The organism is Rhizobium sp. Root708, from assembly GCF_001429725.1.
Lineage (GTDB): Bacteria > Pseudomonadota > Alphaproteobacteria > Rhizobiales > Rhizobiaceae > Rhizobium.
The window spans coordinates 238,798-263,855 of sequence record NZ_LMHV01000043.1 but is presented as its reverse complement, the minus strand read 5'-3'; the positions used below and the strand labels follow the sequence as shown (position 1 = coordinate 263,855).

At 62.3% G+C, this 25,058-nt stretch carries 22 protein-coding genes; 6 read left to right on the top strand and 16 right to left on the bottom strand.

All coding sequences use genetic code 11. The features are described from left to right. Positions 1 to 28: 28 nt before the first annotated feature. The 4 genes from ASE04_RS25600 to ASE04_RS25585 form a co-directional block, all read right to left on the bottom strand. Entirely contained in the window at positions 29 to 610 is a 582-nt protein-coding gene (locus ASE04_RS25600; protein ID WP_056825747.1) for a histidine phosphatase family protein, read from the bottom strand. 57 nt (positions 611 to 667) lie between these two features. Continuing rightward, positions 668 to 1,927 carry an SAM-dependent methyltransferase gene (locus tag ASE04_RS25595; protein WP_056824707.1) on the bottom strand — a complete coding sequence of 420 codons (1,260 nt, stop codon included), beginning with the start codon at positions 1,925 to 1,927 and terminating at the stop codon, positions 668 to 670. 135 nt (positions 1,928 to 2,062) lie between these two features. Further along, positions 2,063 to 4,372: a Tex family protein gene (locus ASE04_RS25590; RefSeq protein ID WP_056824704.1), complete on the bottom strand. Its 2,310-nt coding sequence runs from the start codon at positions 4,370 to 4,372 to the stop codon at positions 2,063 to 2,065. 179 nt (positions 4,373 to 4,551) lie between these two features. Continuing rightward, complete coding sequence (locus ASE04_RS25585) at positions 4,552 to 5,229, bottom strand: hypothetical protein (RefSeq protein WP_056825746.1); 678 nt, start codon at positions 5,227 to 5,229, stop codon at positions 4,552 to 4,554. A 290-nt stretch (positions 5,230 to 5,519) separates the two neighbouring features. On the opposite strand from ASE04_RS25585, the gene glyS reads away from it, so the two are divergent. Next, positions 5,520 to 7,697 carry a glycine--tRNA ligase subunit beta gene (glyS, locus tag ASE04_RS25580; RefSeq protein ID WP_056824701.1) on the top strand — a complete coding sequence of 726 codons (2,178 nt, stop codon included), beginning with the start codon at positions 5,520 to 5,522 and terminating at the stop codon, positions 7,695 to 7,697. A 67-nt stretch (positions 7,698 to 7,764) separates the two neighbouring features. On the opposite strand, the gene ASE04_RS25575 is transcribed toward glyS, so the two are convergent. Then, complete coding sequence (locus tag ASE04_RS25575; protein ID WP_056824697.1) at positions 7,765 to 8,205, bottom strand: YqaA family protein; 441 nt, start codon at positions 8,203 to 8,205, stop codon at positions 7,765 to 7,767. Between the two features lie 94 nt (positions 8,206 to 8,299). On the opposite strand from ASE04_RS25575, the gene ASE04_RS25570 reads away from it, so the two are divergent. Beyond that, on the top strand, positions 8,300 to 8,806 hold the full coding sequence (locus ASE04_RS25570; RefSeq protein WP_056824694.1) for a DUF523 domain-containing protein: 507 nt from the start codon (positions 8,300 to 8,302) through the stop codon (positions 8,804 to 8,806). Between the two features lie 75 nt (positions 8,807 to 8,881). Here the strand turns inward: ASE04_RS25570 and ASE04_RS25565 are convergent, their stop codons facing one another. Beyond that, positions 8,882 to 10,699 (bottom strand): methyl-accepting chemotaxis protein, encoded by a 1,818-nt coding sequence (locus ASE04_RS25565; RefSeq protein ID WP_056824691.1) that lies wholly within the window; start codon positions 10,697 to 10,699, stop codon positions 8,882 to 8,884. A 286-nt stretch (positions 10,700 to 10,985) separates the two neighbouring features. On the opposite strand from ASE04_RS25565, the gene ASE04_RS25560 reads away from it, so the two are divergent. Further along, positions 10,986 to 12,521 (top strand): winged helix-turn-helix domain-containing tetratricopeptide repeat protein, encoded by a 1,536-nt coding sequence (locus ASE04_RS25560; RefSeq protein ID WP_056825743.1) that lies wholly within the window; start codon positions 10,986 to 10,988, stop codon positions 12,519 to 12,521. Between the two features lie 100 nt (positions 12,522 to 12,621). Further along, a complete protein-coding gene (locus ASE04_RS25555) occupies positions 12,622 to 12,849 on the top strand; it encodes a hypothetical protein (protein ID WP_056824686.1) in 228 nt (75 codons plus the stop codon). A gap of 106 nt (positions 12,850 to 12,955) precedes the next feature. On the opposite strand, the gene ASE04_RS25550 is transcribed toward ASE04_RS25555, so the two are convergent. The 8 genes from ASE04_RS25550 to ASE04_RS25515 form a co-directional block, all read right to left on the bottom strand. Next, a complete protein-coding gene (locus ASE04_RS25550) occupies positions 12,956 to 13,420 on the bottom strand; it encodes a plant virulence effector HPE1-like domain-containing protein (RefSeq protein ID WP_056824684.1) in 465 nt (154 codons plus the stop codon). Positions 13,421 to 13,523: 103 nt separating this feature from the next. Further along, positions 13,524 to 14,795, bottom strand: coding sequence for a phosphoribosylamine--glycine ligase (purD, locus tag ASE04_RS25545; RefSeq protein ID WP_056824681.1), 1,272 nt, complete (start codon positions 14,793 to 14,795; stop codon positions 13,524 to 13,526). A 134-nt stretch (positions 14,796 to 14,929) separates the two neighbouring features. Further along, positions 14,930 to 16,882 carry a DUF2207 domain-containing protein gene (locus tag ASE04_RS25540; protein ID WP_056824678.1) on the bottom strand — a complete coding sequence of 651 codons (1,953 nt, stop codon included), beginning with the start codon at positions 16,880 to 16,882 and terminating at the stop codon, positions 14,930 to 14,932. A gap of 41 nt (positions 16,883 to 16,923) precedes the next feature. Continuing rightward, entirely contained in the window at positions 16,924 to 18,183 is a 1,260-nt protein-coding gene (locus ASE04_RS25535; RefSeq protein WP_056824675.1) for a 3-phosphoshikimate 1-carboxyvinyltransferase, read from the bottom strand. A gap of 93 nt (positions 18,184 to 18,276) precedes the next feature. Beyond that, positions 18,277 to 18,828, bottom strand: coding sequence for a LemA family protein (locus ASE04_RS25530; RefSeq protein WP_056824672.1), 552 nt, complete (start codon positions 18,826 to 18,828; stop codon positions 18,277 to 18,279). A 337-nt stretch (positions 18,829 to 19,165) separates the two neighbouring features. After that, a complete protein-coding gene (locus tag ASE04_RS25525) occupies positions 19,166 to 20,125 on the bottom strand; it encodes a glycine--tRNA ligase subunit alpha (protein ID WP_056824669.1) in 960 nt (319 codons plus the stop codon). 77 nt (positions 20,126 to 20,202) lie between these two features. After that, complete coding sequence (locus tag ASE04_RS25520; protein ID WP_056824666.1) at positions 20,203 to 20,397, bottom strand: hypothetical protein; 195 nt, start codon at positions 20,395 to 20,397, stop codon at positions 20,203 to 20,205. 19 nt (positions 20,398 to 20,416) lie between these two features. Further along, a complete protein-coding gene (locus ASE04_RS25515) occupies positions 20,417 to 21,277 on the bottom strand; it encodes a S49 family peptidase (RefSeq protein WP_056824663.1) in 861 nt (286 codons plus the stop codon). Positions 21,278 to 21,450: 173 nt separating this feature from the next. Here ASE04_RS25515 and ASE04_RS25510 point away from each other — a divergent pair, with 173 nt between their 5' ends. Beyond that, entirely contained in the window at positions 21,451 to 22,791 is a 1,341-nt protein-coding gene (locus ASE04_RS25510; protein ID WP_056824660.1) for an Nramp family divalent metal transporter, read from the top strand. A gap of 5 nt (positions 22,792 to 22,796) precedes the next feature. Here ASE04_RS25510 and ASE04_RS25505 read toward each other — a convergent pair whose 3' ends face one another. Then, the gene (locus ASE04_RS25505) at positions 22,797 to 23,576 is read right to left on the bottom strand and encodes a tRNA1(Val) (adenine(37)-N6)-methyltransferase (RefSeq protein ID WP_056825741.1); all 780 of its coding nucleotides are present in this window, start codon (positions 23,574 to 23,576) and stop codon (positions 22,797 to 22,799) included. Positions 23,577 to 23,581: 5 nt separating this feature from the next. After that, positions 23,582 to 23,809, bottom strand: coding sequence for a putative signal transducing protein (locus ASE04_RS25500; protein ID WP_056824657.1), 228 nt, complete (start codon positions 23,807 to 23,809; stop codon positions 23,582 to 23,584). A gap of 108 nt (positions 23,810 to 23,917) precedes the next feature. Here ASE04_RS25500 and ASE04_RS25495 point away from each other — a divergent pair, with 108 nt between their 5' ends. Next, entirely contained in the window at positions 23,918 to 24,934 is a 1,017-nt protein-coding gene (locus ASE04_RS25495; RefSeq protein WP_056824654.1) for a polyprenyl synthetase family protein, read from the top strand. Positions 24,935 to 25,058: the final 124 nt, after the last annotated feature.

The following is a 25,058-nucleotide window of genomic DNA, read 5'->3' as shown; positions in this document are numbered from 1 at the left end:
CTCCAGGGATCACGACCACACAGCAGGCTTAGCGCCCATTCCATTGCCTGATGACCGGCTCGGTCAGGTCGTGCTCGTAGCCGAGAACGCTGATGCTGGTGGTATCCAGGATGAAGCGCGCACCATCGGTGGGCGGCAATCCGAGCCAGCGGGCGGCGAGTACGCGCAGGAAATGCGAACTTGAGAAAATCAGGATGGAGGCATTGGCCTGCCTGAGCTCCGTGACGATCCGGTCGGCGCGGGCACCGACGTCGTCTGCCGCCTCGCCATCGGGGCAGCCGTCGCGAAACAATTGCCAGTCCGGCCTGTCCGCATGGATCGCCTTCGTCGTTATGCCTTCGTAGGCCCCGTAGTCCCATTCCGCCAGGTCATTCTTGGCGACGACGCCGGCTCCGAAACCCGCGAGCCGGCAGGTATTGCGGGCGCGCTGCGAGGGGCTCAACCAAACGGCAGCGAAACTCCTGCCGGCCAGGCGCGGGCCGACCTCACGCGCCGCCGCTTCTCCGTTTGGCGTCAGCGGGATGTCGCTGCGCCCGGTGTGCCTGCCGGACAGGCTCCACTCCGTCTCTCCGTGGCGCACGAGATAGATTTCCGGAAGGGTAGTCGCCATTTCCATCAAGCTCCGAATGTAAAAAGGCGCGGCCTTTGCCGCGCCTCATGATCTGTATCAGAGAATGACTTTTTCGAGCGGGGCTCGCGTCGCCTCGAACTCTTTCAGCTTCGCCTCGTTCTCCGCAATGTAGTTGCGGTTGTCAGGGGTCGAAAACTGGTTCTTGGAGATCTGGATCTGCATGATGAACAGCTCATCCCAGCGGAAGCCGATCTCGGAGCCGGCCAGATAGAATTCCCACATGCGGAAGAAGCGCTCGTCATAGAGTGCGACCGCATCGGCCTTGCGGGCGACGAAGCGCTCGCGCCAATGGCGCAGCGTGTAGGCGTAATGCAACGGCAGGACCTCGACGTCCCTGACCAGCAGGCCAGCGCTCTCGATCGGCGGCAGCGTCTCGCCGATCGACGGAACGTAACCTTGCGGGAAGATGTACTTCTCGATGAAGGCATTGGTCCCAAAGCTCTGCTTCGGGCGGGCGATCGAGTGCAGGACCATCACCCCGTCATCGGCCAGGAGTTCGTGCACCTTCTTGAAGAACCTGTCGAAGTTGCCGATGCCGACGTGCTCGAACATACCGACGGAGACAATACGGTCGAACTTCCGGCCGGTCATCGTCCGGTAATCCTGCAGCTCGAAGCGAACGCGGTCGGTCAGACCTCGCTTCTGGGCGCGGTCCCGGGAGATCTTCAGCTGCTCTTCACTGAGCGTGATGCCGGTGAGATCGAGACCGGGCGTCGCTTCGGCAAGGTACATGCCCATGCCACCCCAACCTGAGCCGATCTCTAGAACACGCTGGTTGGGCTCCAGAAGAAGCTTGGCCGCGATGTGGCGCTTCTTGGCCACCTGCGCCTCCTCGAGGCTGATATCAGGAGGGTTGAAGTAGGCGCAGGAATACTGCCAGTCCTCGTCGAGAAACAGTTCGAACAGATGCTCCGACAGATCGTAGTGGTGGGCGACATTGCGCTTGTTACGATTGATCGGCACCCGGCTCTTCACTTGCTGCAGGGCGATGCGGGCAATCAGGAGGGCAGCCATCGGGATATCGAAGATTTCGTTGGTGGTGTTCTGTTTCACCATCGCCAGAAAATCATAGATATTGCCTTGTTCAAGAATGAACCGGCCTTCCATGTACATTTCGCCGAGCTTGAGGGTGGGGTCGCGGCGGATCAGTTTTTCCGCTTCCTCGTCGGCAATGCGGACGACAACCAATTCACCGGTTCCGTCCCCTACCATATGCGTCTCGCCATTGGCGAGAGTGAGCTTCAAATTACCCTTGCGGATGAGTTTCTGGACAATCGATAAGAATGCCGACGCCATGAATAAGGCCTCGCAATGTGACAGGATAGTCTAATCAACTTAGTCCCTCTCTGCCGCCTTACAAGCGCCGTATTTCGCACCTCGGCAACATGGTCGCCGAAGTGTGACATTTTTGCAAACATGACTGCTAAGCGCTTATTTCCGCTTCATGGCCTCGGCCAAGGCGGCCCCGAACGCGCCCTGGCTCTCCTGCTTCGGAGGCGCCGAACGGCGGTCATTCTGGCCGCGAACCGGCTGATTTCCGCGCGACTCGGCGCGTGGTGCCGGAGCCTGTGAACCATCGTCCTTGCGCATTGAAAGGGCGATGCGCTTGCGCTTCGCATCGACCTCCACGACCCGAACCTTGACCACATCGCCCGCCTTCACAACTTCGTGGGGGTCTTTGACAAAACGGTCGGCAAGCTGGGACACATGAACCAAACCGTCCTGATGGACGCCAATATCGACGAAGGCGCCGAAGGCCGCGACATTGGTGACCGTGCCCTCGAGCATCATCCCCGGCTTCAGGTCGGAAATCTCGTTGACGCCTTCGGCAAAGGTGGCGGTCTTGAAGCTTGGACGCGGATCGCGACCGGGCTTTTCCAGCTCGGCAAGGATGTCCTTGACCGTCGGAAGACCGAACTGCTCGTCGATGAACGTGCGCGGGTCAAGCGCCTTCAGCGTCGCGCTGTCACCCATGATCGAGCGCAGATCGCGGCCGCAGGCGGCGACGATCTTCTTCGCTACGCCATAGGCTTCCGGGTGAACGGAAGAGGCATCGAGCGGCTCCTTGCCGTCGCGGATGCGCAGGAAGCCGGCGCATTGTTCGAAGGTGCGCTGGCCGAGGCGGGCAACCTTCAGAAGATCGCGGCGTGTCTCGAAGCGGCCTTCGCTGTCGCGATGCCGGACGATCGCCTCGGCAATCGATGAACCGAGGCCCGAAACGCGGGCCAGCAACGGCGCGGACGCCATGTTCAGATCAACACCGACCGCGTTCACCGCGTCTTCGACGACCGCATCCAGCGAGCGCGACAATTTCTGCTGGTCGACATCGTGCTGGTACTGGCCGACGCCGATCGACTTTGGCTCGATCTTGACGAGCTCGGCCAGCGGGTCCTGCAGGCGGCGGGCGATGGAAACGGCGCCGCGCAGCGACACATCGAGGTTGGGGAATTCGAGGGCGGCGGTTTCGGAGGCCGAGTAGACCGAGGCACCGGCTTCGGAGACGATCACCTTGGTCGGTTTCGGCGCCGGCAGATCGGCAAGCATATCGGCCACCAGCTTTTCCGTCTCGCGGCTGCCGGTACCGTTACCGATCGAGATCAACTCGACGTTGTGCTTGCGGATCAGCGAGGCAAGTTCGATCTGCGCGCCGCGAACGTCGTTTCTCGGTTGGAACGGATAAACGGTTGAGGTCGCGACCACCTTGCCTGTCGCGTCCGTGACGGCGACCTTGACGCCGGTGCGGATGCCCGGATCGAGGCCCATCGTGGCGCGGGAACCGGCAGGCGCCGCCAAAAGCAGATCCTTGAGATTGCGGGCGAAGACGTGGATCGCCTCCTCCTCAGCGCGTTCGCGAAGTTCGCGCATCAAATCGAGCGACAGCGACATGGAGAGCTTGACGCGCCAGGTCCAGCTGGCGACCTCCATCAGCCAGCGATCGCCCGGGCGGCTGTTGCCGATCTCGTAGGCGGCAGCGATCATCCGCTCGACCGGCTTGTTCGGCGATGCGGTTTCGGCATCGGCCTCGATCGTCAGCGTCAGCACTTCCTCGTTCCAGCCGCGCAGCATGGCAAGCGCGCGATGGCCGGGTGCCGTCGCCCAGCGCTCGGAATGATCGAAATAGTCGGAGAACTTTTCACCTGCCGCCTGCTTGCCGTCGACGACCTTGGCCTTCAGCAGCGCCGCGCCGCGCATGTGTGCGCGCAGCTTGCCGAGCAGATCGGCATTTTCCGAGATCCCCTCGGCGACGATGTCGCGCGCGCCCTCGAGCGCCGTCTTCACGTCGGGGACATCTGATGTGATGAACCCTTCCGCGAGGACTGCAGGTTCCTTCGAGCGATCGCCTAGGATCATTTCGGCCAACGGGCCAAGCCCGCGTTCGCGGGCGATTTCGGCGCGGGTGCGGCGCTTCGGCTTGTAGGGAAGATAGAGATCCTCAAGCTCGGCCTTGGTGCCGGCCTTGGCGATCTTCGCCATCAGCTCGTCGGACATCTTGCCCTGGCCGTTGATCGACTCGACGATCGTATCGCGGCGGGCTTCCAGTTCGCGCAGATAGACCAGCCGCTCCGCCAGATTGCGCAGCTGCGTATCATCCAGCCCACCGGTCACTTCCTTGCGGTAGCGGGCGATGAAGGGCACGGTCGCGCCTTCGTCCAGCAACTCGATCGCGGCCTTTGCCTGATCCGGCCGGGCGTTGATTTCGGAAGAGATGACTGCGGAGAGCATGCGGATATCTGCGGCCATGAGAATTCCTGCGTTTCACAAAAGTTGCGGGACCATAGCGGTGAATAACGGCAAGGCAATGCCCTAGTGGGGTTTCCACAGCGGAAGTCGTAGCGATCGGGGCACAGTCGGTCTACCGCCGGAACGTTGCAATCCCGCACCGTCCGAACTGAGGCTCGGGTAGCCGGTATCCAGCCTACTCATTTCCAGTTTCGCAGTGCCCAGCCAATCATCAGCGCAACCGCAAGAATTACGAGAATCGCAAGTATAAATCTTCCAACGAATAAGGCCGCACCCTCGGCAGTGCTCGTGCCGAGATCGTGCTTGAACCAGCGAACCTGAGCCGAACCGTACCAAATCGTCGCCACTCCAACCACGGCAATCCCGGCCGTCAAACCCACATGATGAGGTATCAAGAGAAGGTCTAGCCCAAGGCCTGCCACGAACACGAACACCGTGGCAACGTAGCATTGACTGTAAAACGGCGGCCGCAGTGTTTCCCTCGTCAACCTGATGGCCTTCCTTCTCACCAGCGTAACCGCCATCACCAATGGCAGCACGCCGAATATCACGCCACGCGCGAGAAGAAGGTTGGCGGTTGATGCCAAAAGTGGAGGAAGGTCTGCATCGGCATAAGTCGAGGGGATGGCGCTGGAGACCGCCTGAGCCAACAGAAGGGTGAGGAGCAGGAACAGTGGCGGGCTGAGAGTGTCGCTGTACCGATCTTCAGGGCGATCCTCCAACTCCTCGTCGGCATACTGCATCATCCGGAATGGACTGACGAGCGACCGCCACATCGTGATCGGATAAAACACCAGCCATGACACCATCTCATAGAGAAGATCCTCGAGAGATTTCAGCAGTTTCATGAAGTCCATACGCGTCCCCGTCGCCATCAATCGTTGCGGAACGGGTAACATATCTGCTCCATCTGTCCCACGTCGCAATCACTTCAACTCACCGCTCCAGGCGCTAGAGCCGACCGCGAGGCAAGAACCTATTTCCAAACGTCAAAGGCCACGGCACGGCACACTGCCTGCCAAAATCCCCTCCCCGCCGCCGTCATCCGTTTTTGCGGTTGTGCAGATGCGCCATTCTTTGCTAGCAGAGGCGACCGTTTTAGCCCCGCCTTTGTGGCGCCTTCCCCAGCGAAGGCAAGGAAAGTGACATGCCAGATCTGCTCCTAGAACTCCGCTCCGAAGAGATTCCGGCCCGCCTGCAGCGCAAGGCTGCCGGCGATCTGAAGAAGCTCGTGACCGATGCGCTTGTCGAGGCAGGGCTTTCCTACGAAGGTGCGCGCGAATACTGGACGCCGCGCCGGCTGACGCTCGACATTCGCGGTCTGACGGCGCGCTCCGCCGACGTTCGCGAAGAGAAGAAGGGGCCGCGCACCGACGCCAACGAGAAGGCGATCGAAGGCTTCCTGCGTGGCGCCGGCCTCTCCTCCATTTCCGAGGCGCAGGTCCAGAGCGACCCGAAGAAGGGCGACTTCTACATCGCCATCATCTCCAAGCCCGGCCGCGCCGCCGAAGAGATCATCGGCGATGTGATGCCCGGCATCATCCGTGATTTCCCCTGGCCGAAGCCGATGCGCTGGGGTGCGGCCTCCGCACAGCCGGGTTCGCTGCGCTGGGTCCGCCCGCTGCAGTCGATCGTCTGCACCTTCGGCACGGAGCATGAGGAAACCGCCGTCATCCCGTTCGCGATCGACGGCATCGTTGCCTCCAACGTGACCTACGGCCATCGCTTCCATGCGCCCGGTGCCATCACCGTCAAGCGCTTCGACGATTACGTCGCGAACCTCGAAAAAGCCAAGGTCATCCTCGACGGCGAGCGCCGCAAGGACATCATCCTGCACGATGCCCGCGATGTCGCCTTTGCGAACGGGCTTGATCTGGTCGAGGATGAAGGCCTGCTAGAAGAGGTCTCCGGCCTTGTCGAATGGCCGCAAGTGCTGATGGGCAGCTTCGAGGAGGATTACCTCTCGATTCCGGCTGAAATCATCCGCCTGACGATCAAGACGAACCAGAAGTGCTTCGTCACGCGCCCCGTTGGCGGCGACACGCTGTCGAACAAGTTCATCCTCGTCTCCAACATCGAGGCGAGCGACGGCGGCAAGGAAATCATCCACGGCAACGGCAAGGTCGTGCGCGCACGCCTGTCCGACGCGCTGCATTTCTGGAAGCGCGACCAGGGCGACCTGCCCGACCTGCAACTGCTCGAAAGCTCGGCCGCCAAGTTCGGCCTCGACCTGAAGAAGCCGCTCGACCAGCGCATGGCGAAGCTCGACGCGCTCAACGTGACATTCCATGCCAAGCTCGGCACGCAGGGCGCGCGCGTCGAGCGCATCCGCGCCATGGCTGCGAAAATCGCCTTCCCCGCCGGCGCCGACTACAAGCTCGTCGATCGCGCCGTCGTGCTTGCCAAGGCCGATCTGCGCACGGAAGCTGTGGGCGAGTTCCCGGAACTGCAGGGCGTGATGGGGCGCAAATACGCCGTTCTCCAAGGCGAGGAAGACGTTGTCTCGACCGCCATCGAGGAGCATTACAAGCCGCAGGGACCGTCGGACAGGGTTCCCGAAGACAAGATTGCGATCACGGTCGCGCTGGCCGACAAGCTGGACACGCTGATCGGGTTCTGGGCGGTCGACGAGAAGCCGACCGGCTCGAAGGATCCGTTTGCACTGCGTCGCGCCGCGCTCGGCGTCATCCGCATCATTCTCGAGCGCGGGGTCCACGTAACCCTGCTTCCGCGCATCGTCAGCCACATGGCCCGCATCGACATGGACACCGGCAGCACGGTCGCGACCGACGACATGTCGCGACAGCTCGATCTGCTCTCGTTCTTCCACGACCGCCTGAAGGTCTATCTGCGCGATCAGGGTGCACGTCACGATCTCATCGATGCCGTGCTCACACCGGAGACCGACGACCTGCGCATGGTTGCCCGCCGCGTCGAGGCACTGACGGCCTTCATCACCTCGGAAGACGGCAAGAACCTGCTGGCAGGCACCAAGCGTGCGACGCAGCTGCTTGCCGCCGAAGAGAAGAAGGGCACGGTCGTTGCCGACGGCGTTTCCGAAGCGCTGTTGAAGCTTGACGCCGAAAAGGAACTCTACGCAGCAATCACCAAGGCTTCGGCCGAGGCTTCCGCTGCCGTCGGGACGGAAGACTTCCGCTCGGCCATGGAAGCGCTCTCGAAGCTTCGTGCGCCGGTCGATCGCTTCTTCACCGACGTGCTCGTCAATGACGAAGACGCGGCCATCCGCGCCAATCGTCTGGCCTTACTGCGCCTGATCCGCGAAGCAACGGGCACCGTTGCCGACTTCTCGAAAATTTCAGGCTGATCCACGACGCCAGCGTTTCGCACAGACGCGGACGCTGGCGTGACGTCCTAAGTTCGAAGCGCTGCCGTCAGCCCATGACGCCGAGCGTTGCGGCCGCGAGAACGCCGTAGCGCACAGTCTTGGCGATGGTCACGAGCAGCAGGAACATCGGGAACGGTTCGCGCAGCACGCCGGCGACGACCGTGATCGGATCGCCTATGATTGGCATCCAGCTCAGAAGCAGCGACCACTTGCCATAGCGGCGATACCAGCCCTGCGCCTTGCCGAGCGCCGGCTGGCCGACGGGAAACCAGCGCTTGTGGCGAAACCGCTCGAGGCCGAGGCCGAGCAGCCAATTGACGGTCGAGCCGAGGACGTTGCCTAAAGTCGCCACCGCGATCAGGACGAGGACCGGATATCGTTCGGTGACGATGAGGGCGACAAGGCCTGCTTCCGACTGCATCGGGAAGATCGTCGCTGCCACAAAAGCCACCAGGAAAAGGCCGCCATAGACCGCAAGATCGGTCATGACCTGTCCATGCCCATGCTTCGCCGCACTCCGATACCTTTCATCACGTCCAATCGGACTGGAACTATCACGTCCCCGCGGCTATGCCAAAGCGATGAACAAGATTCTGGTCAGCGCCTGTCTCATGGGCCATGCGGTCCGTTATGACGGGCAGGCGAAGCCGCTCCTCCATCCGGCGATTGCTCGCTGGGTCGAGGAAGGGCGGCTGGTGACCATCTGCCCGGAGATGTCTGCCGGAATGCCGGTGCCGCGTCCGCCCGCCGAGATCGAAGGCGGGGCCGATGGCGAGGCTGTGCTTGGAGGTACCGCCCGCGTCGTCGAGATATCAGGCGGCGACGTGACGGAAGAGTTCGTGCAGGCCGCGAGGAACGCCCTGACACTCGCCACCGAAACCGGCTGCCGTTATGCACTGCTCATCGACGGCAGCCCCTCCTGCGGCTCGGGCTTCGTCTATGACGGATCGTTCTCGGGGCAGAAGCTCGCTGGGAGCGGCGTCACGGCGGCGCTTCTCAAACAGGCCGGCATTGCCGTCTACTCGGATCGCAATGTGGAGATGCTCGTCGCCCGGCTTGCAGCCGATGAGGCAGACACGGCCGGCTGAAAAGCCGACAGCCCCGTTAACGCAAAACGGCCGCCGGATCGCTCCGGCGGCCGTTTTCATGTTTGCTGCCTGACCTCAGGCGGCGCGGCGAACCTGCGCGCCATACTCCTGCCCACCACCGACGCGGAAGCCGCGGATGAGGTTGAGGAGCTCGTCGGTATCGCTCGCGAGCGACTCGGCCGACGCCGTGGTCTCCTCTGCCATGGCGGCATTCTGCTGGGTCGCAGCGTCGAGCTGGTTCATCGACGAGGAGATCGAGCGCAGCGTCGTGTCCTGCTCGGAGGCGCTGTGGGCGATCTTGGCAACGATCTCGTTGGCAGCCTTGATCTGATCGGAGATGCGCTTCAATGCCTCGCCGGCTTCGCCGACCAGGCGAACACCCTGGTCGACCTGACCGGACGAGCGGGCGATCTGATCCTTGATCTCCTTGGCGGCCGCAGCCGAACGCTGTGCCAATTCGCGAACTTCCTGAGCAACAACCGCGAAGCCCTTGCCGGATTCGCCGGCACGCGCAGCTTCGACACCGGCGTTCAGCGCCAAAAGGTTCGTCTGGAAGGCGATATCGTCGATGACGCCGATGATCTTGCCGATCTCGGAAGACGACTTCTCGATGCCGCTCATCGCTTCGATGGCTTCCGACACGACCGCATCGCTGCGGCTCGCCTCACCGCTGACGGCTTCGACGCGCTTGCTCGCCTCGTGGGCGCCTTCGGCGGTCTGGCGGACGGCGACGGTCAGCTCATCGAGGGCCGCGGAGGTTTCTTCCAGGCTTGCGGCCTGACGCTCGGTGCGCTGCGACAGGTCGTTGGAGGCGCGACGGATCTCTTCCTTGCTGACGGCGATGTCGCCGCCCTTGGCGCTGACCTTGGCCATGGCTGCTTCGAGATGCGACAGCGCATCGTTGAAGTTGTCGCGCAGGGCTGCGTACTTCTGGCCGAGATCGGCGCAACGGACTGTCAGGTCGCCGTGTGCGATCTGCTCCAGAGCATGACCGATGGTCGAGACGACGTGGGTCTGGGCGCTGGCTTCGTCGCGCTGCAGGCGCTGGCTGTTTTCGCGTTCGCCTTCGAGAGCCATCTGCTGGGCAGCCTCGCGCTCGGACATGGCGTGGCGTTCCTTGACCTTCTGCTGAAGTGACTGCGTGGCCTTGGCCATCATGCCGACTTCGTTGTTCATCTCTCCATGCGGAATGACGAGCGTGACGTTTTCGTCGGCCACGGCTTCGAGGGCCTGGTGGACGTCCTGCAGCGGCTTGGTGATGCCGCGGATGAAGTAGTAGGCAGCAGCGACGCCGGCAACGGCGATGATGGCACAGGCAAAGAGGGCCTTCCAGATCGCTTCGTTGATCTGCGCCTTCAGGTCGTCAAGATAGACGCCGCTGGAGACGACCAGCTGCCACGGCTCGAATGCCTGGGAGTAGGAACCCTTTTCGAACAGTGCGTCGGCGGGCTGGCCGGGCTTGCTCCAGTAGTAGATGGTGCGGCCGCCGCCGGCCCTGCCCTTGGCAACCATGTCCTTGCTGAAGTAGGTGCCGTTCTGGTCGACCTGGGCGCTCATGTCCTTGCCGATGTTGACCGGGCTCGGATGGAAGCGCTGGACGACGCCGTAGTCGTAGCCGAAGAGGTAGCCTGCCGGCTCGAACTTGACCCTGGAGAGAACCTTGAACGCTTCGGCCTGCGCGGCCTCATGCGTCATCTCGCCAGACTTTTCGCGCTGGTAGTAGGCATCGAGAACCGAGATGCCGGACTCGACCTGGGTCCGCAGAAGATCGAAGCGATCGTCGTAGATCGCCTGCGATGTGGTCTTGATCTGGAAGTAGGTGGCAATGGCGAAGGCCGCCATGAGCACGCCCACGAGGGCGAAGAGTTGATGGGCAATCTTAAGCTTCTTCATGACTATCTCGCAAAACGGTAGGTTCGGCAATTCCGGATCGGTAAACTCCCGACCTCTGCGCTGAACCGCGCTCAAGCGACGACCATCATGCGTCCTCCGGCCTGTCCGTTAGAGTTAGAGTGAAGGAATTAACAATTGCCAAGTGATGGCGGAGCAAAGGAATATCAAATATAATCAGTGCTTTCTTGCAGTCGGCGCCGATTTTCGGTCGCTGGCGCGCCTGCAGGTTGAAAGCCGCGAAAGCGAGCACGTTTTCCGCCGGCCACGGTTGCGCTATATTTCATGCATGGTTGAGGCATCGCATGCCTTCGGTGAATTCGTACTGGGTCCCGGCTGCGGTCTGCTGCGGAACGGGCGAGCCGTCGCGCTCGGGCAGCGCGGCATCGCCCTCCTTGAAGCGCTTCTCGACGCCCGAGGCAGCATCGTCTCTAAAGACCAGTTGATGGAGCTCGTCTGGCCGGGAATTGCCGTCGAGGAGAGTAACCTGACCGTCCAGGTCGCAGCCTTGCGCAAGGCGCTTGGCGCGGCACCGGATGGGCAGGAATGGATCGCGACAGTGCCGCGCGTCGGTTACCGCTTCCTCCGGGCGACGACGGAAGCGAGCATCGCGTCGCCCGGCGCCGACCTGCGCCCAACGCTGGCGGTCCTCCCCTTCAGCAATCTCAGCGGCGACCCTAGGCAGGACTATTTTGCCGACGGGATCGTCGACGACATCATAGCGGCGCTCAGCCGGTTCCGAAGCTTTGCGGTGGTCGCCCGCGACTGTTCCTTCGCCTACAAGGGCAGCGGCATCGACGTGCGGAAGATCGTGGCGGAGCTTGGCGTCCGCTACGTGCTGGAGGGCAGCATCCGGCAATCGGGCAACCGGCTGCGCATCGTGGCCGAGCTCGTCGAGGGCCAAGGCGGCACTGATATGTGGGCGCAGACCTTCGACGGCATGCTGGACGAGATATTCGACTTTCAGGATCGCATTACCGAGCGTGTCGCGACGCTGATCGAACCGCTGATCCAGACGGCCGAGATCGAGCGATCGCGGCGGGAGCGGCCGGGCAGCGTCGCTGTCTACGACATCTACCTGCAGGCCCTGGCGAAGATCTCCACCGAGGTCGAAAGCGACAATGCGGCCGCCTATACGCTGCTCATGAAGGGGCTCTCTGTCGAGCCCGACAACGCGCAGCTGCTTGCGCAGGCGACATGGGCGCTCGAACATCGCTATACCATGGGCTGGCCGGCGCTCACCGACGACGACGTCAAGACCTGCGCCGCATTGGCGCGGCGGGCACTGGAGCACGGCGCAGGCGACGCGATGGTTCTCGCTCATTGTGGCGTCGCCCTGATGCAGACGGTGAAGGACTACGATTGGGGTCTCGCCGTTTTGCAGGCGGCGGCTGAGTCCAATCCCAACAACCCGATGGCCGTGGTCAGGGCGGGTGTCGGCCATCTTCACTGCGGCAGTGTCGAGGATGCGCTCAGCCACTTCCACCGCGCCAACCGCTTCATCCCTGGGGACCGGGGTGCGCACTTCTCGCTCTGTGGCATCGCGCATGCCCATGTCGTACGCGGCGAGTACGGCGAGGCCGTGTACTGGGCCTCCAGGGCGCTGGCCAGCAATCCGAATTTCGAGGCCACCCTGTGGGTGCTCATTGCGGCGAGCGCCCATCTCGGCCGCATGCAGGAAGCGCACCGCCACCTTCAGGCATTGAAACGACTGACGCCCGATATCACGGTCGAGCGTATCCGCGCAGGCCAGGCCGGCAAGTATCCGGATCGCATCGAGGGTGTGCTCGACGGTTTGCGGCTGGCGGGTGTTCCCGACCACTGATTTCGGATCGTTTCGGAACTTTTCCCGATCGCTTCAGGACCGGAATGCCGTGACGGGACGAGACTGCATCCCACAGCGAAACCGCAAGTGGGAGACGGCCATGATTACGACGCTGACCATTCTTTCCCTGGACCAGGGGCGCATCTATTCCTCTCCGCCGGAACCGATTGCCGATCTGACGCCTTTCGAAATTGAAGAGGCGGTAGCCGCCGAGACGCCGGAGATCAAGCGACTTTCGCATTGGTCGAACGCATTGCGCGGATTGCAGGCACTTGTCCGACTGCTCTCGCCGAGCTTCGGGAGCACGCCTTTCGGCAAGGCGCACTAGAAACGAAAAATGCGCCCCTGCTTCTCTCAGGGACGCATTTTATCCACCGCGGGGGTGGACCCCGGTTGACCGAAACTTTGGTCAGGCTGGGGCAGGGAACTGGATATCAGGGCCGAAGCTCAAACTTTGAAACGTCTAGCGGCGCCGTTTGTTCCATCGGTCCACCTGCCACGCCTGCCGCAACCGGCTTGACGTCGCCACCAACGACCGCGGCCGTCGTCGAGGCACGGTCGATGTTGTCGGCCGGCTGCGTCGCCGCCGTCATGGACTCGGTGGGGGCTTTGGTCACGAAAACGACCGGCGAGCCGCCCATCCAGCCTTCGGTGCGGTAAAGCTTCTTCTGGCCATCGACATCGCGGATTTCCGAGGATTGCAGCGAACCGGTCGCGAGCGTCGGGACGGTGTAATCCTTCTTGCGCTCGACGGACGCAAGCGGCGGGCAGCTCTGGCAGCTTTCCTGGCTGATGCTACCGGCGTTGGTGCGCGTGTCCTTGCCGACCACCTCGATCGAAGAGGCAAAGGCAGAGCCCGCCGCAAACACAGCTATCGCACTCAAAATGACCTGACGCATGGAACTCTCCGTCTCACGTTGAGAAGAGACTAACGCGGCTTTGTTTCCATCCCGTCAGGGGAAAGGGTAAAAATTTAGAGAACTGACCCGATTTAGGGTTTGCTCACGCTTTTTCGCGCTTGATCGCCTGCCAGCCGATGTCGCGGCGGCAGAAGCCGTTGTCCCAGTCGACCTTGTCGAGCAGCGCATAGGCACGCGCTTGCGCCTCGCCGACGGTCTTGCCCGTGGCCGTGACGTTCAGGACGCGGCCGCCGGTTGCGACCAGCGCTCCGTCCTTCAGGGCTGTGCCGGCATGGAACACCTTGGCGCCCTCGCCTGCTTCCGGGACGTGACCGATCGGCGTGTTCTTGTCGTAGGAACCAGGATAGCCCTTCGATGCCATGACGACGGTCAGCGCCGGATCATCCGTCCATTCGGCGGACACCTGATCGAGGGTGCCTGTCGCGGTGGCGTAGAGGATCGGCAGCAAGTCGCTCTTCAGGCGCATCACCAGCACCTGGCATTCGGGATCGCCGAAGCGGACATTGTATTCGATCAGCTCGGGACCCTTGGCTGTGATCATCAGGCCGGCGAAGAAAACGCCGGAGAAGGGATAGCCGCTTTCGGCCATGCCGCGCATCGTCGGCTCGATGATTTCCTTCATCGTGCGCTCGACCATCTCAGGCGTCATGACAGGCGCCGGCGAATAGGCGCCCATGCCGCCAGTGTTCGGGCCGGTATCGCCCTCGCCCACCCGCTTGTGATCCTGGGCTGTGGCGAGCGGCAGGACATGCTTGCCGTCGCAGAGGCAGAAGAAGCTTGCTTCCTCGCCATCGAGATAGGCTTCGACCACGACTTCGGCACCGGCGGCACCGAAGGCGCCCTCGAAGCAATCGTCGACGGCGGCAAGCGCCTCATCGATTGTCATGGCAACGGTCACACCCTTGCCAGCGGCGAGGCCATCGGCCTTGACGACGATCGGGGCGCCCTGCTGGCGGATATAGGCCTTGGCCTTCGGGGCATTGTTGAAGCGCTGGTAGGCGCCGGTCGGAATATCGTAGCGGGCGCAGATATCCTTGGTGAAGCCCTTGGAGCCTTCGAGCTGAGCGGCAGCTGCGGAGGGGCCGAAGACAGCAAAGCCTGCCGCGCGCAGCGCATCGCTCAGGCCTGCGACCAGAGGCGCTTCCGGGCCGACGACGACGAAATCGATCGCATTTTCCTTGCAGAAAGAAACGACGGCGTCGTTATCCTCGGTGTTGACGGCGACGAGCGTCGCATGCTCGGCGATACCAGGATTGCCGGGTGCGGCGTAGAATTCCGTCATGAGGGGCGATTGCGCCAGCTTCCAGGCCAATGCGTGCTCGCGTCCGCCCGATCCGATCAACAGAACCTTCATGCCCGTCCCTTTCGCGTTTCCGTCTGGCGGTTAAGGGGAGCGGGCCGAAAGGTCAAGCAGAATGCTTGCCCGGGTCAAGCGAGAATGCTTGTCGCGGCAGGCGAGAACGCTTTCCTGCGGCACGCATGAAAGGCTTACCAGCCCCCGCCGCCACCGCCGCCGCCGCCGCCTCCGGAGGAGCCGCCGCCACCACCATCGCTGCCGCCGGAGAAGGCCGAAGAGGAACTGGGCGGCGGGCTTGGCAGCGTGGAGGCGATGGTCGAGGCCATCGACGACGAGAAGCCGCCGATGCGGTCGGAAAAATTGCCGCCGCTGAAGTTGCCGGAATACCAGCCGGGATGATAGGCGGCAGCACCGGCGACCCCTGCCGCGGCCGCCGCGAGCCAGAGTTCGAAGGTCCGGCTCCATGGCTTCTCGACACCGAGGGCGACGGCATAAGGCAGCAGCTTTTCGAAATGCTGTGGCGACATTTCCGGTGCGCCCGCCATGTTCATGCGGTCCTTTTCGGCGAGCGTCAGATACTGGCGCAGGCCGTCGATGCCATCCATCAGCTTCGCGCCGAGCGGCGTCGGCGCTCCCATGATGAAGACGTAGAGCACGTTCAACAACACGATGCCCCCGATCGCAAACAGCATCGGCGTTTCATGAAGTTCCATCAGCGACGAGAACAGGGCAAGTCCCAGGCTCGAGAGGATGCTGAAGCCGATGAAAGCCACGATGACAATCGTGATCACCGCCACGATCTTGCCGCCCAGCGAGCCGCCCGGGCGAAACGACTTCGCGATATTGCCGATGAAGATCGAGACGAAAACGGTAACGATGATGGGGATCACCATCAGGGCGATCGCATCGGGCTCCAGGGTGCCGAAGACGAAGAGAGCGATCAGTGCCACCGCACTGAGGATAATGCCGCCGACCGTGTAGCCTGAATTGGAGTTGTAGTATTTGCCACGGTGCTCGCGCTCGATCGCCGAGCGGAAGCTCTCGCCGGCCGATTTCACGCGCTGGCCGTTCGCCTTGTCGATGGTGAGCGATCCCTTGCTGCCGACGGCGTTCAGCAGGCTCGTCTCGCCCGCTTCCAGCTTTTCCTTGCCAACAGGCTTGTCGGTGCGGCGGATGATGATCGAGTTCTTCAAGTCCTCAAGCACGACATAGCCGCGCACCGCGAGATTGAGCGCCGTTGCCGAGAGCGCCGTCCAGCCCTGACCGGAAAAACCGCGATTGTCGATGTAGTTGACCAGCGCCGGCGAGATTCCCTCTGGCGGGTCCCAGCGCGGCACGACGACGCCGCGCACCGGATCGCGGCCGACCTTCAGCCAGGAGCGCGTGTAATAGAGAAAGACCAGGATCAGGCCGCCGAAGCCAATGAGATAGTCGCGATTGTCGCTCAGCCACCAGCGCTTGGTGTCCGCGTCGCTCGGAGGATCGATCGAACCCTTCGGCATCTTGACCGCGATCGTCAATCCTTCACCGGCATCCAGCGGCTGCGTGGCTGTAAACACCAGACGATCGCCGCTTGTGGAAACACGCGCGTTCCGGTCGGTGGAGCCAAGCGGGCCGGTGAAGAAGGCTGTGTCGATGGAGCGCACGCCCTCGGGAAGTTTTACGGAGGCCGTCGCCGCCATGATCGGGAAGATCCAGCCGTTGCCGGTGACGTTCCAATAGAGTTCGTCGTGGTCGGGGAAGTAACGGATCTGCCTGTTGGTGCGGTAGGTGATGTCGTACTGATGCCGGCCATAGCTCAGCATGACGTCTTCGGACCCGGCGTATATGCGAATGCCACCGGTGATGGATTCGGTGTGCCACGGTTCGTCGCGCCCGTCACGCTTGACCGAGACGACGTCGAAATCGACGCGAATGGTACGGCCGTCGGCATTCTTCATCGCCAGCGGAAAGTCGCGAAAGATGCCGCGCCGGATGCGGTTGCCCTCGGCATTGACGGAGATCGTTTCCGTGACCGTCATCGAACCGCTCTTGTCGAGCACGATGTCGGAGGCAAACGAATTGATGACCTCTCTGGCCAGAGACGGGCCAGCGGCTAGCAGCAGAAGCAGTGCAAAGCAAAAACCGAGAAGCCGCCGGATCATTCCATTCCCCCGCCCGCGGCTTCCCGCCGCCTCAGATAGTGTCAGTCCTCATCCGCGTAGGTCACGCCAAGTCCCGCCAGCGTCCGCCAATAGGACGGGAAGGTCTTGCCGACGCAATCCGGATCCAGAATGGTGATGCCGTCGATCTTCAGGCCGGCAAGCGCGAAGCTCATGGCGATGCGGTGATCGGCGAAGGTGTTGATATTGGCGGGCAGATGCTGGCCAGCCAAAGCCGGGTCGGAGGCGACGATCAGGTCGTCACCGTCTTCGGTGGCAAGGCCCGCTCGGATGTTGTTAAGGCCGGTCGAGACGGCGTGGATGCGATCGCATTCCTTGACGCGCAGATTGGCGATGCCGACGAAGCGCACCGGAGTCTCGTTGAAGGCGGCCAGCACGGCGATGGTCGGCACCGCATCCTGCATCTGCGAGCCGTCGATTTCGGCGGGAAGATGCGGGAACTGGCTGATGACGTCGTATGCCTTGGCATCCGGCTGGGTGAAATCCTCATTGGCGACGCCGAGGTCGATCGCCCCCTTGGTCAGCACTTCGGCGGCCCAGAGATAGGTGGCGGCGGAGGCATCGGGCTCGACGACGAAATCTGTGGCGGTGTAGCCGGTCGGCTCGATCACCCAGGACGACGGCGTCGGCTGCGTGACCTTGGCGCCGAAGGCGCGCATGGCGGCCAGCGTCAGATCGATATAGCCGCGCGCGCCGATATCGGCGCCGGCAAGTTCGATGGTGAAAGGCTGGGAGCCGCAGGCAGCCGCCATCTGCAGGGCGGAGACATACTGGCTGGAGAGGCCGGCATCGATGACGACCTTGTTGCTGGCGAAGCGGCCGGTGGCATCGATCGTAACGGGCGGGCAGCCAGTCGGCGCCTCGATCGCGACGCCGAGCGACTTCAGGGCATCGACCAGCGGCTTGATCGGGCGCTTGCGCATGTGCTCGTCGCCATCGACCACATAGCGGCCATGGCCGAGAGCCAGCGCTGCCGTGAGAAAGCGGGTGGCGGTGCCGGCATTGCCGAGAAAAAGCGGCGCGGTCGGAGACTTGAGCTCGCCTGAGCTGGTGACGACGAAGGTCGTCGCATCGGGCTCGTCCACCGTCACGCCCATGGCGCGCAGAGCTTCGGCCATATAGCGCGTGTCATCGCTCTTCAGCGCGCCGGTCAGCCGGCTGGTGCCCTTGGCGAGACCGGCCAGAAGCAGCGCGCGGTTGGTGATCGACTTCGAGCCGGGAGGTACGGCGCGACCGGACAGCGGCTTGGCCGCCGGGATGATGGTGAGCTTGTCTTTACTCATTACCTTGTCTTTTCCGTCTTTGCGCAACGGCCATATCAGGCCACGATCATGCCCTGCTCATAGCAGCTTTTGCGCAAAGACAAATGGCGGATGTCAGAACTTTACGGTCGGGACGGCGCGATCGGCTTCGTTGGTGATCTCGAAATAATCGCGCTTCTGGAAGCCGAACTGGCCGGCGACCAGATTGGAGGGGAAGCTTTCGACCTTGACGTTCAGGTCGCGGGCGGCGCCGTTGTAGTAGCGGCGGGCCATCTGGATTTCGCTTTCCATGGTCTCGAGCGAAGTCTGCAGCTCACGGAAATTCTCGTTGGCCTTCAGATCGGGGTAGGCTTCGGCGAGGGCAAGGACGCGTCCGAGGGCCGCACCAAGCAGGCCTTCCGCCTGCGCGCGGCCGGCGACATCGCCTGCGGGAACGGCCTGGGCCTGGTTTCGCAGCTTGACCACCTCTTCGAGCGTGGTCTTTTCGTGGGTGGCATAACCCTTGACGGTCTCGATCAGATTGGGGATCAGGTCGGCGCGGCGTTTCAGCTGCACATCGATGCCGGACCAGGCCTCCTCGGCCATCTGCCGGGCGCGAACGAGGCCGTTGTAAATGACGACGGCATAAAGCGCGATAAGGACAATAAGCCCAAGAATAACATACATTCGCGAATCCCCCGCAACGACCGAAAGTATGCCGGGAGACTATGCGGGTTACCGCAGATTGTCATCCCGCATTTCGGGCGTATTCCTAAGGTCAATACCAACGGGGTAGTCAAAAATCACGATACCGCCGCACAGCTCACAGCCCTATCTTCACCCTGCACGTCAAAACACGGCGTGCATGAGAAACTTGCGACGAGGATCATTCGGACCATGAGCGCAGTCATTTTCCTGCTCAACGCACTGGCTATCGCATCGTACTTTTTCGTTCGGAACATGGCTCGGCCGGTAGAGCGCCGCGTCGAAGTCAAAAACGATCGACGCCACTGACTGCCGCGTTTCAGGCGGCAGTCTTCGCCAGGTTCACGCCACCCGCATCCGTCAGCAGGAAGGCTTCGCCGCAGGCCTTTGCCAGCGTCCGCACCCGCAGGATGTAGCTCTGGCGCTCGGTGACCGAGATCACGCCGCGGGCATCCAGCAGATTGAAGACGTGTGACGCCTTGATGCACTGGTCGTAGGCCGGGAAGACGCACTTGTGAAGCTTCTGGTTGTCGCTGTCGCCGGGTGCGCCGGCGGCGAGAAGCGCCTGGCATTCCTTTTCAGCATCGATGAAGTGGCGATGCAGCATTTCCGTATTGGCGTATTCGAAGTTGTGGCGCGAATATTCCTGTTCGGCCTGCAGGAAGACGTCGCCGTAGCTGATCTTCTCGTCGCCTTCGCGGCCGTTGAAGTTCAGGTCGTAGACGTTATCGACACCCTGCACGTACATGGCGAGGCGCTCGAGACCGTAGGTCAACTCGCCCGCGACAGGCGAGCATTCGAGGCCGCAGACCTGCTGGAAATAGGTGAACTGCGACACTTCCATGCCGTCGCACCAGCACTCCCAGCCGAGACCCCAGGCGCCGAGCGTCGGGCTTTCCCAGTCGTCTTCGACAAACCGAACATCGTGCAGCAGCGGATCGAGGCCGATCGCCGCCAGCGAGCCGAGATAGAGTTCCTGCAGGTTCGGCGGGTTCGGCTTCAGGATGACCTGATACTGATAATAGTGCTGCAGGCGGTTCGGGTTCTCACCGTAGCGGCCATCCGACGGACGACGCGACGGCTGCACATAGGCCGCCTTCCAGGGCTTCGGACCGAGCGCGCGAAGCGTCGTTGCCGGGTGGAACGTACCGGCGCCAACCTCCATGTCGTAAGGCTGCAGCACCGCACAACCCTTGTCCGCCCAGTAGTTATGGAGCGTCAGGATCAGCGCCTGGAACGAGCGCTTCGGGTTCATGTGATCGGGGATTGCTGCAGACATGGAACGGCTTCCGAATTCTTACAAAAGTGGGCGGACAGGTGCCACGCCGGGCCAGACGGGTCAAGGCTTTTGCGGCTCTACTCCTCCTCGTCCTTCTTCAGGTGGTATTCGCCCGTGGCCGGATCCTTGACCAGCGTGCCGATGGCGCCAGTCTGACGCTCCCTTTCGGCGCGGCGCGATCGGGCCGCCAGCTTTTCCGCCTCCGCCACGAAGCGCCGGTACAGCAGCCATGCGCCGACGACCAGGAGGCCCATGATTATCAGTTGTGGCATCGGCCTGTCTTACTCCCCCTCAGAAACCGTAGCGGCTCCACAATGCCTTTTCTTCGGCGGTTTCCACAAGTCCCGTCGCAAGGCCTGCCGCCGCCGCCTCAAGCGACCCAGACGCTACCCCAGGAATACGGCGTCCGAAAAGGCCGCGGGCCGGAGTTACCAGCGCAAGTTTTGTTTTCGTGCCGTAGCGCTTCTTCAGCTCCTGCCGCATGTCGCCAAGACCATCGACCAGGCCGAGTTCGAGGCCGCGTGTGCCCGTCCAGAAGAGACCCGAGAACACGGTCTCGTCGTCCTTGAGCTTGCCGGCACGGCGTTCACGGACCATCGAGATAAAGATCTGATGGATCTCGAGCTGCAGGGTCTTCAGATACTCGATGTCCTTTTCCTTTTCCGGCTGGAACGGATCGAGGATCACCTTGTTCTCGCCTGCCGTATAGACGCGCCGCTCGACGCCGATCTTCTTCAGGAGTTCCGGAAAGCCGAACCCGCCTGAGACGACGCCGATCGAGCCGACGATCGAGGTCGGATCTGCAATGATCTCATCACCGGCAAGCGCAATCATATAGCCACCGGATGCCGCCACGTCCTCGACGAACACCAACACCTTCTTCTGCTTTTCACGGGCCAGATCGCGGATACGGCTGAAGATCAGTCGCGATTGGACGGGCGACCCGCCGGGCGAATTGATCGAGATCGCCACGGCCGGGGCATCCTTGAATTCGAACGCCTTCTCCAGCACCTGCGCCGTCGAGGCGAGGTTCAATGCCGGTCGAAACTGGCTGCCGCCACTCATGATCGCGCCCTGGAGGCGGACCACGGGGATCACGACGCCATCCTTGCGGAAGCGCTTCGGCATCAGCTTTCTCAAAAATCCGGCCATCTCTATTCCTTCGTACAGGCTGCGTGAAACGTCACTCCCATGTATGCGTCGGAACGGCAAACGCAATGGGGGCGCCCGCAAAACACAGGGGCGGCAATTTTCTTGTTGCGAATGACTTGCATTATCATTCTAATCAGCCATATTGATTTTCATTATCAACAGGCAGTTGTTTTATGGACGTTGTAAATCCGAAGGCCAGGACGGGCTGGCGCCACGAGCGCGAAGAAGCATCGATGGCCGATGTCTATCGCTCGATCGGCACTCGCAAGGGCGCTTCGCGCTGGCGTCGCATCGCGGCGTTTCTCGGGCCCGGCTATCTGGTCGCCGTCGGCTACATGGATCCCGGCAACTGGTCGACCTCCCTCGCCGGCGGCTCCAAGTTCGGCTACACGCTTCTGGCGGTCGCGCTACTCTCCAACATGATGGCGATCGTTCTGCAATCGCTCTGCGCGCGCCTGGCGATCGGTTCCGGCCGCGATCTGGCGCAGGCTTGCCGCGACGCGTTTCCCAAATACGTGTCGATCCCGCTCTGGCTGTTTGCCGAAATCGCCATTATCGCGACCGACATCGCCGAGGTGATCGGCACCGCGATCGGCCTCAACCTGCTGTTCGGCATTCCGCTCGAGCTCGGCGTGCTGATCACGGCACTCGACGTCTTCCTCATTCTCTATCTGCAGAAGATCGGATTCCGCTGGGTGGAGGCCTTCGTCATCGCACTGCTCGGGATCATCACCGTCTGTTTCGGCGTGCAGATCTTCCTGGCCGATCCGCAGTGGGGCCAAGTCATTCGCGGCTTCTTCCCGACCACCGAGATCGTCTCCAATCCCGAGATGCTGTATCTCGCCCTCGGCATTCTCGGCGCCACCGTGATGCCGCACAATCTCTACCTGCATTCGGGGATCGTGCAGACCCGCGACTACGGACATACACTGCCTGAAAAGCGCGAGGCGCTAACCTTCGCGACGATCGACTCGACTGTCGCGCTCTGCTTTGCGCTGCTGGTCAACGCCTCGATCCTGATCCTGGCTGCGGCAGCCTTCCACGCCAACGGTCGGACCGACGTTGCCGAACTCGGCGAAGCCTCGTCACTGCTGGCGCCGCTTCTCGGTCTCGCGGTTGCCCCGACGCTGTTCGGCATCGCGCTGCTCTGCTGCGGCCTGAACTCGACGGTGACGGCGACGATGGCCGGACAGATCATCATGGAAGGCTTCCTGAAGATCCGGCTGCAGCCCTGGGTACGGCGCCTGATTACCCGCGCGATTGCCATCATCCCGGCCGCTTTCGTGACGATCTGGTACGGCGATGCCGGCACGGCCGAGCTGCTGATCCTGACCCAGGTCGTGCTCAGCCTGCAGCTCTCCTTCGCGGTGTTCCCGCTGGTCATGTTCACCGCCAGCAAGGCGAAGATGGGCGAACTGGTGGCACCACGCTGGCTGTCCGCCGTCGCCTACACGATCGCGATCGTCATCGCGGGACTGAACGTGAAGCTGCTGTTCGACTTCGTGGTCGGCTGAGCGAATTACCGACGTGAATAGGCGGCCCGACCATTGTTGAGGTCGTCGACGAAGGGGGAGAATTTATGCGTACCCTCTTCGTGCATGATCAGCGGCGCGCGGAATGAAAGCCGCGCGCGCGATCCCTTGATCGCCGTCACCAGGATGCGCACGGCGTTTTCGCCCTGGCGCGGGTGAATGGCCGTCACTTCGACGCCGCCAAACCGTCGACCACAGGCGTCGATGATCTCGGCGATCGATTCCGGCCGGGCGATCAGCGACAGCTGCCCGCCGGGGATCATGATGGCGCCAGCCGTCCGCAGCCAGCTCTCGAACAGATCTTCGGTCATGGCGTGCGCTTCGGCCTTCAACGCGTCAGGCGTCTTGCGGTCCCCCGCATCGTTGAACGGCGGGTTCATGATGACGTGATGAAAGCTCTCGTCGATGAGGCCCGCGTCATTGCGTGCCTTGGCCTTCAGCGTCACATCAGCCTCGATGACCGAGACACGGCCCGCGATGTGGGCGTTTTCCGGCAGAAGAGTGCTGCGGCGCGCATAGGCGGCCATCTCAGCCGATCGCTCGAACAAGGTGACGTCCGCGGCCGGCAGTCGCGACGCGACCGCAAGACCCGCCGCACCGGCACCGGCTCCAAGATCGGCGACCATGATCGGCCGATCGTCGGCCACGAGGGCTGCGAGGAGCATCGCGTCCATGCCGGACCGATGCCCCCGGCCTTTCGGCTGGACGACGTGAAAGAGACCGCGGTGAAACGCATCGACCGTTTCGGTCGCCGCCGGGCCGGTCATATCGATCATTTCGCCGTGCGCAATTCGTTGCCGAGGCCGGCATCGACGAGGATGCGTCGCGCCTGGTCGGCGCGTTCGTCATCCACCAGCAGCCGACGCGGCAGCATGCCAAGCGAACCCTCGAGAATGCTCATGCCCTGATCGGCGATCAGGCAGTGAATACCGGCATCCTTCAGAAGGCTTTCCGCGAAAGACAGGAGCACGGGATCATTGGCGCGGATAAGTTCATGCATTTGCCGTGAAATCCCTTTCAAATTTGCGCGACGCGACATTTCACCTCTTGCCGCGCCATCCTGCCCTTTCTATTGTCAAACTCAATGAAAGAACAGGAGTCCGGGTCGTTGGGCGTGGTCATACCGCTTGAAGAAAGCAAAAACAAACTGGCATCCGTCAAGCCACTGGTGGATTTGACCAAAGCGGACATGGAGCGGGTCAACCAGTTGATCCTTTCAAAAGCCGGTTCCGACGTCCAAATGATTCCGGAGGTGGCGAACCACCTTATTTCTTCCGGTGGCAAGCGCCTGCGCCCGATGCTGACCTTGGCCTCCTCGGTGCTGTTTGGCTACAAGGGTGAAAACCACGTCAAGCTCGCGACCTCGGTCGAGTTCATGCACACGGCAACGCTGCTTCACGACGACGTCGTCGATGAAAGCGACCTTCGCCGCGGCAAGTCCACCGCCCGCACGATCTGGGGCAACCAGGCAAGCGTTCTGGTCGGCGACTTCCTGCTCGGCCAGGCGTTCCGCATGATGGTGGATGTCGGCTCGCTCGACGCCCTCGATGTTCTGTCGGCCGCCGCCTGCGTCATCGCCGAAGGCGAAGTCCTGCAGCTTTCGGTCGCCAAGAACATGGAAACGACCGAAGACGACTATCTCGCGGTCATCCGCGCCAAAACGGCGGCACTCTTTGCCGCCGCAGCCGAAGTCGGACCGATCATTGCCGACGCCGGCAAGTCCGGCCGCAATGCGATGAAGTCCTACGGCATGAACCTCGGGCTGGCATTCCAGCTCGTCGACGATGCGCTTGACTACGGCGGCAAGGCTGCCGATCTCGGCAAGAATGTCGGCGACGACTTCCGGGAAGGCAAGATAACGCTTCCCGTGATCCTCGCCTATCGGCGCGGCACCGAGGAAGAACGCGCCTTCTGGCGCGATGCGATCGAAGGTGGGAACGCCAGTGACCAGAATCTCGAGAAGGCTCTCGGTCTGATCACGAAGTATGGTACACTGAACGATACGATCGCCCGGGCGGTTCATTACGGGACGATAGCGCGGGACGCTCTCGCGCCGCTTCCCGATACGGCATGGAAATCTGCCCTGATGGAAGTCATCGACTTCTGCATCGAGCGCGTCAATTAACCGACGATCGTTGTTTGCGGGCTGAATTTCTTGCGGGGCTGCTTCAAAAAAGCCATCCTGCCGTGAATCAGTCTTCGCAACTGATTTTGCAGCCGGACAAGATTCCGCTGCTCTGGAAGAAAGG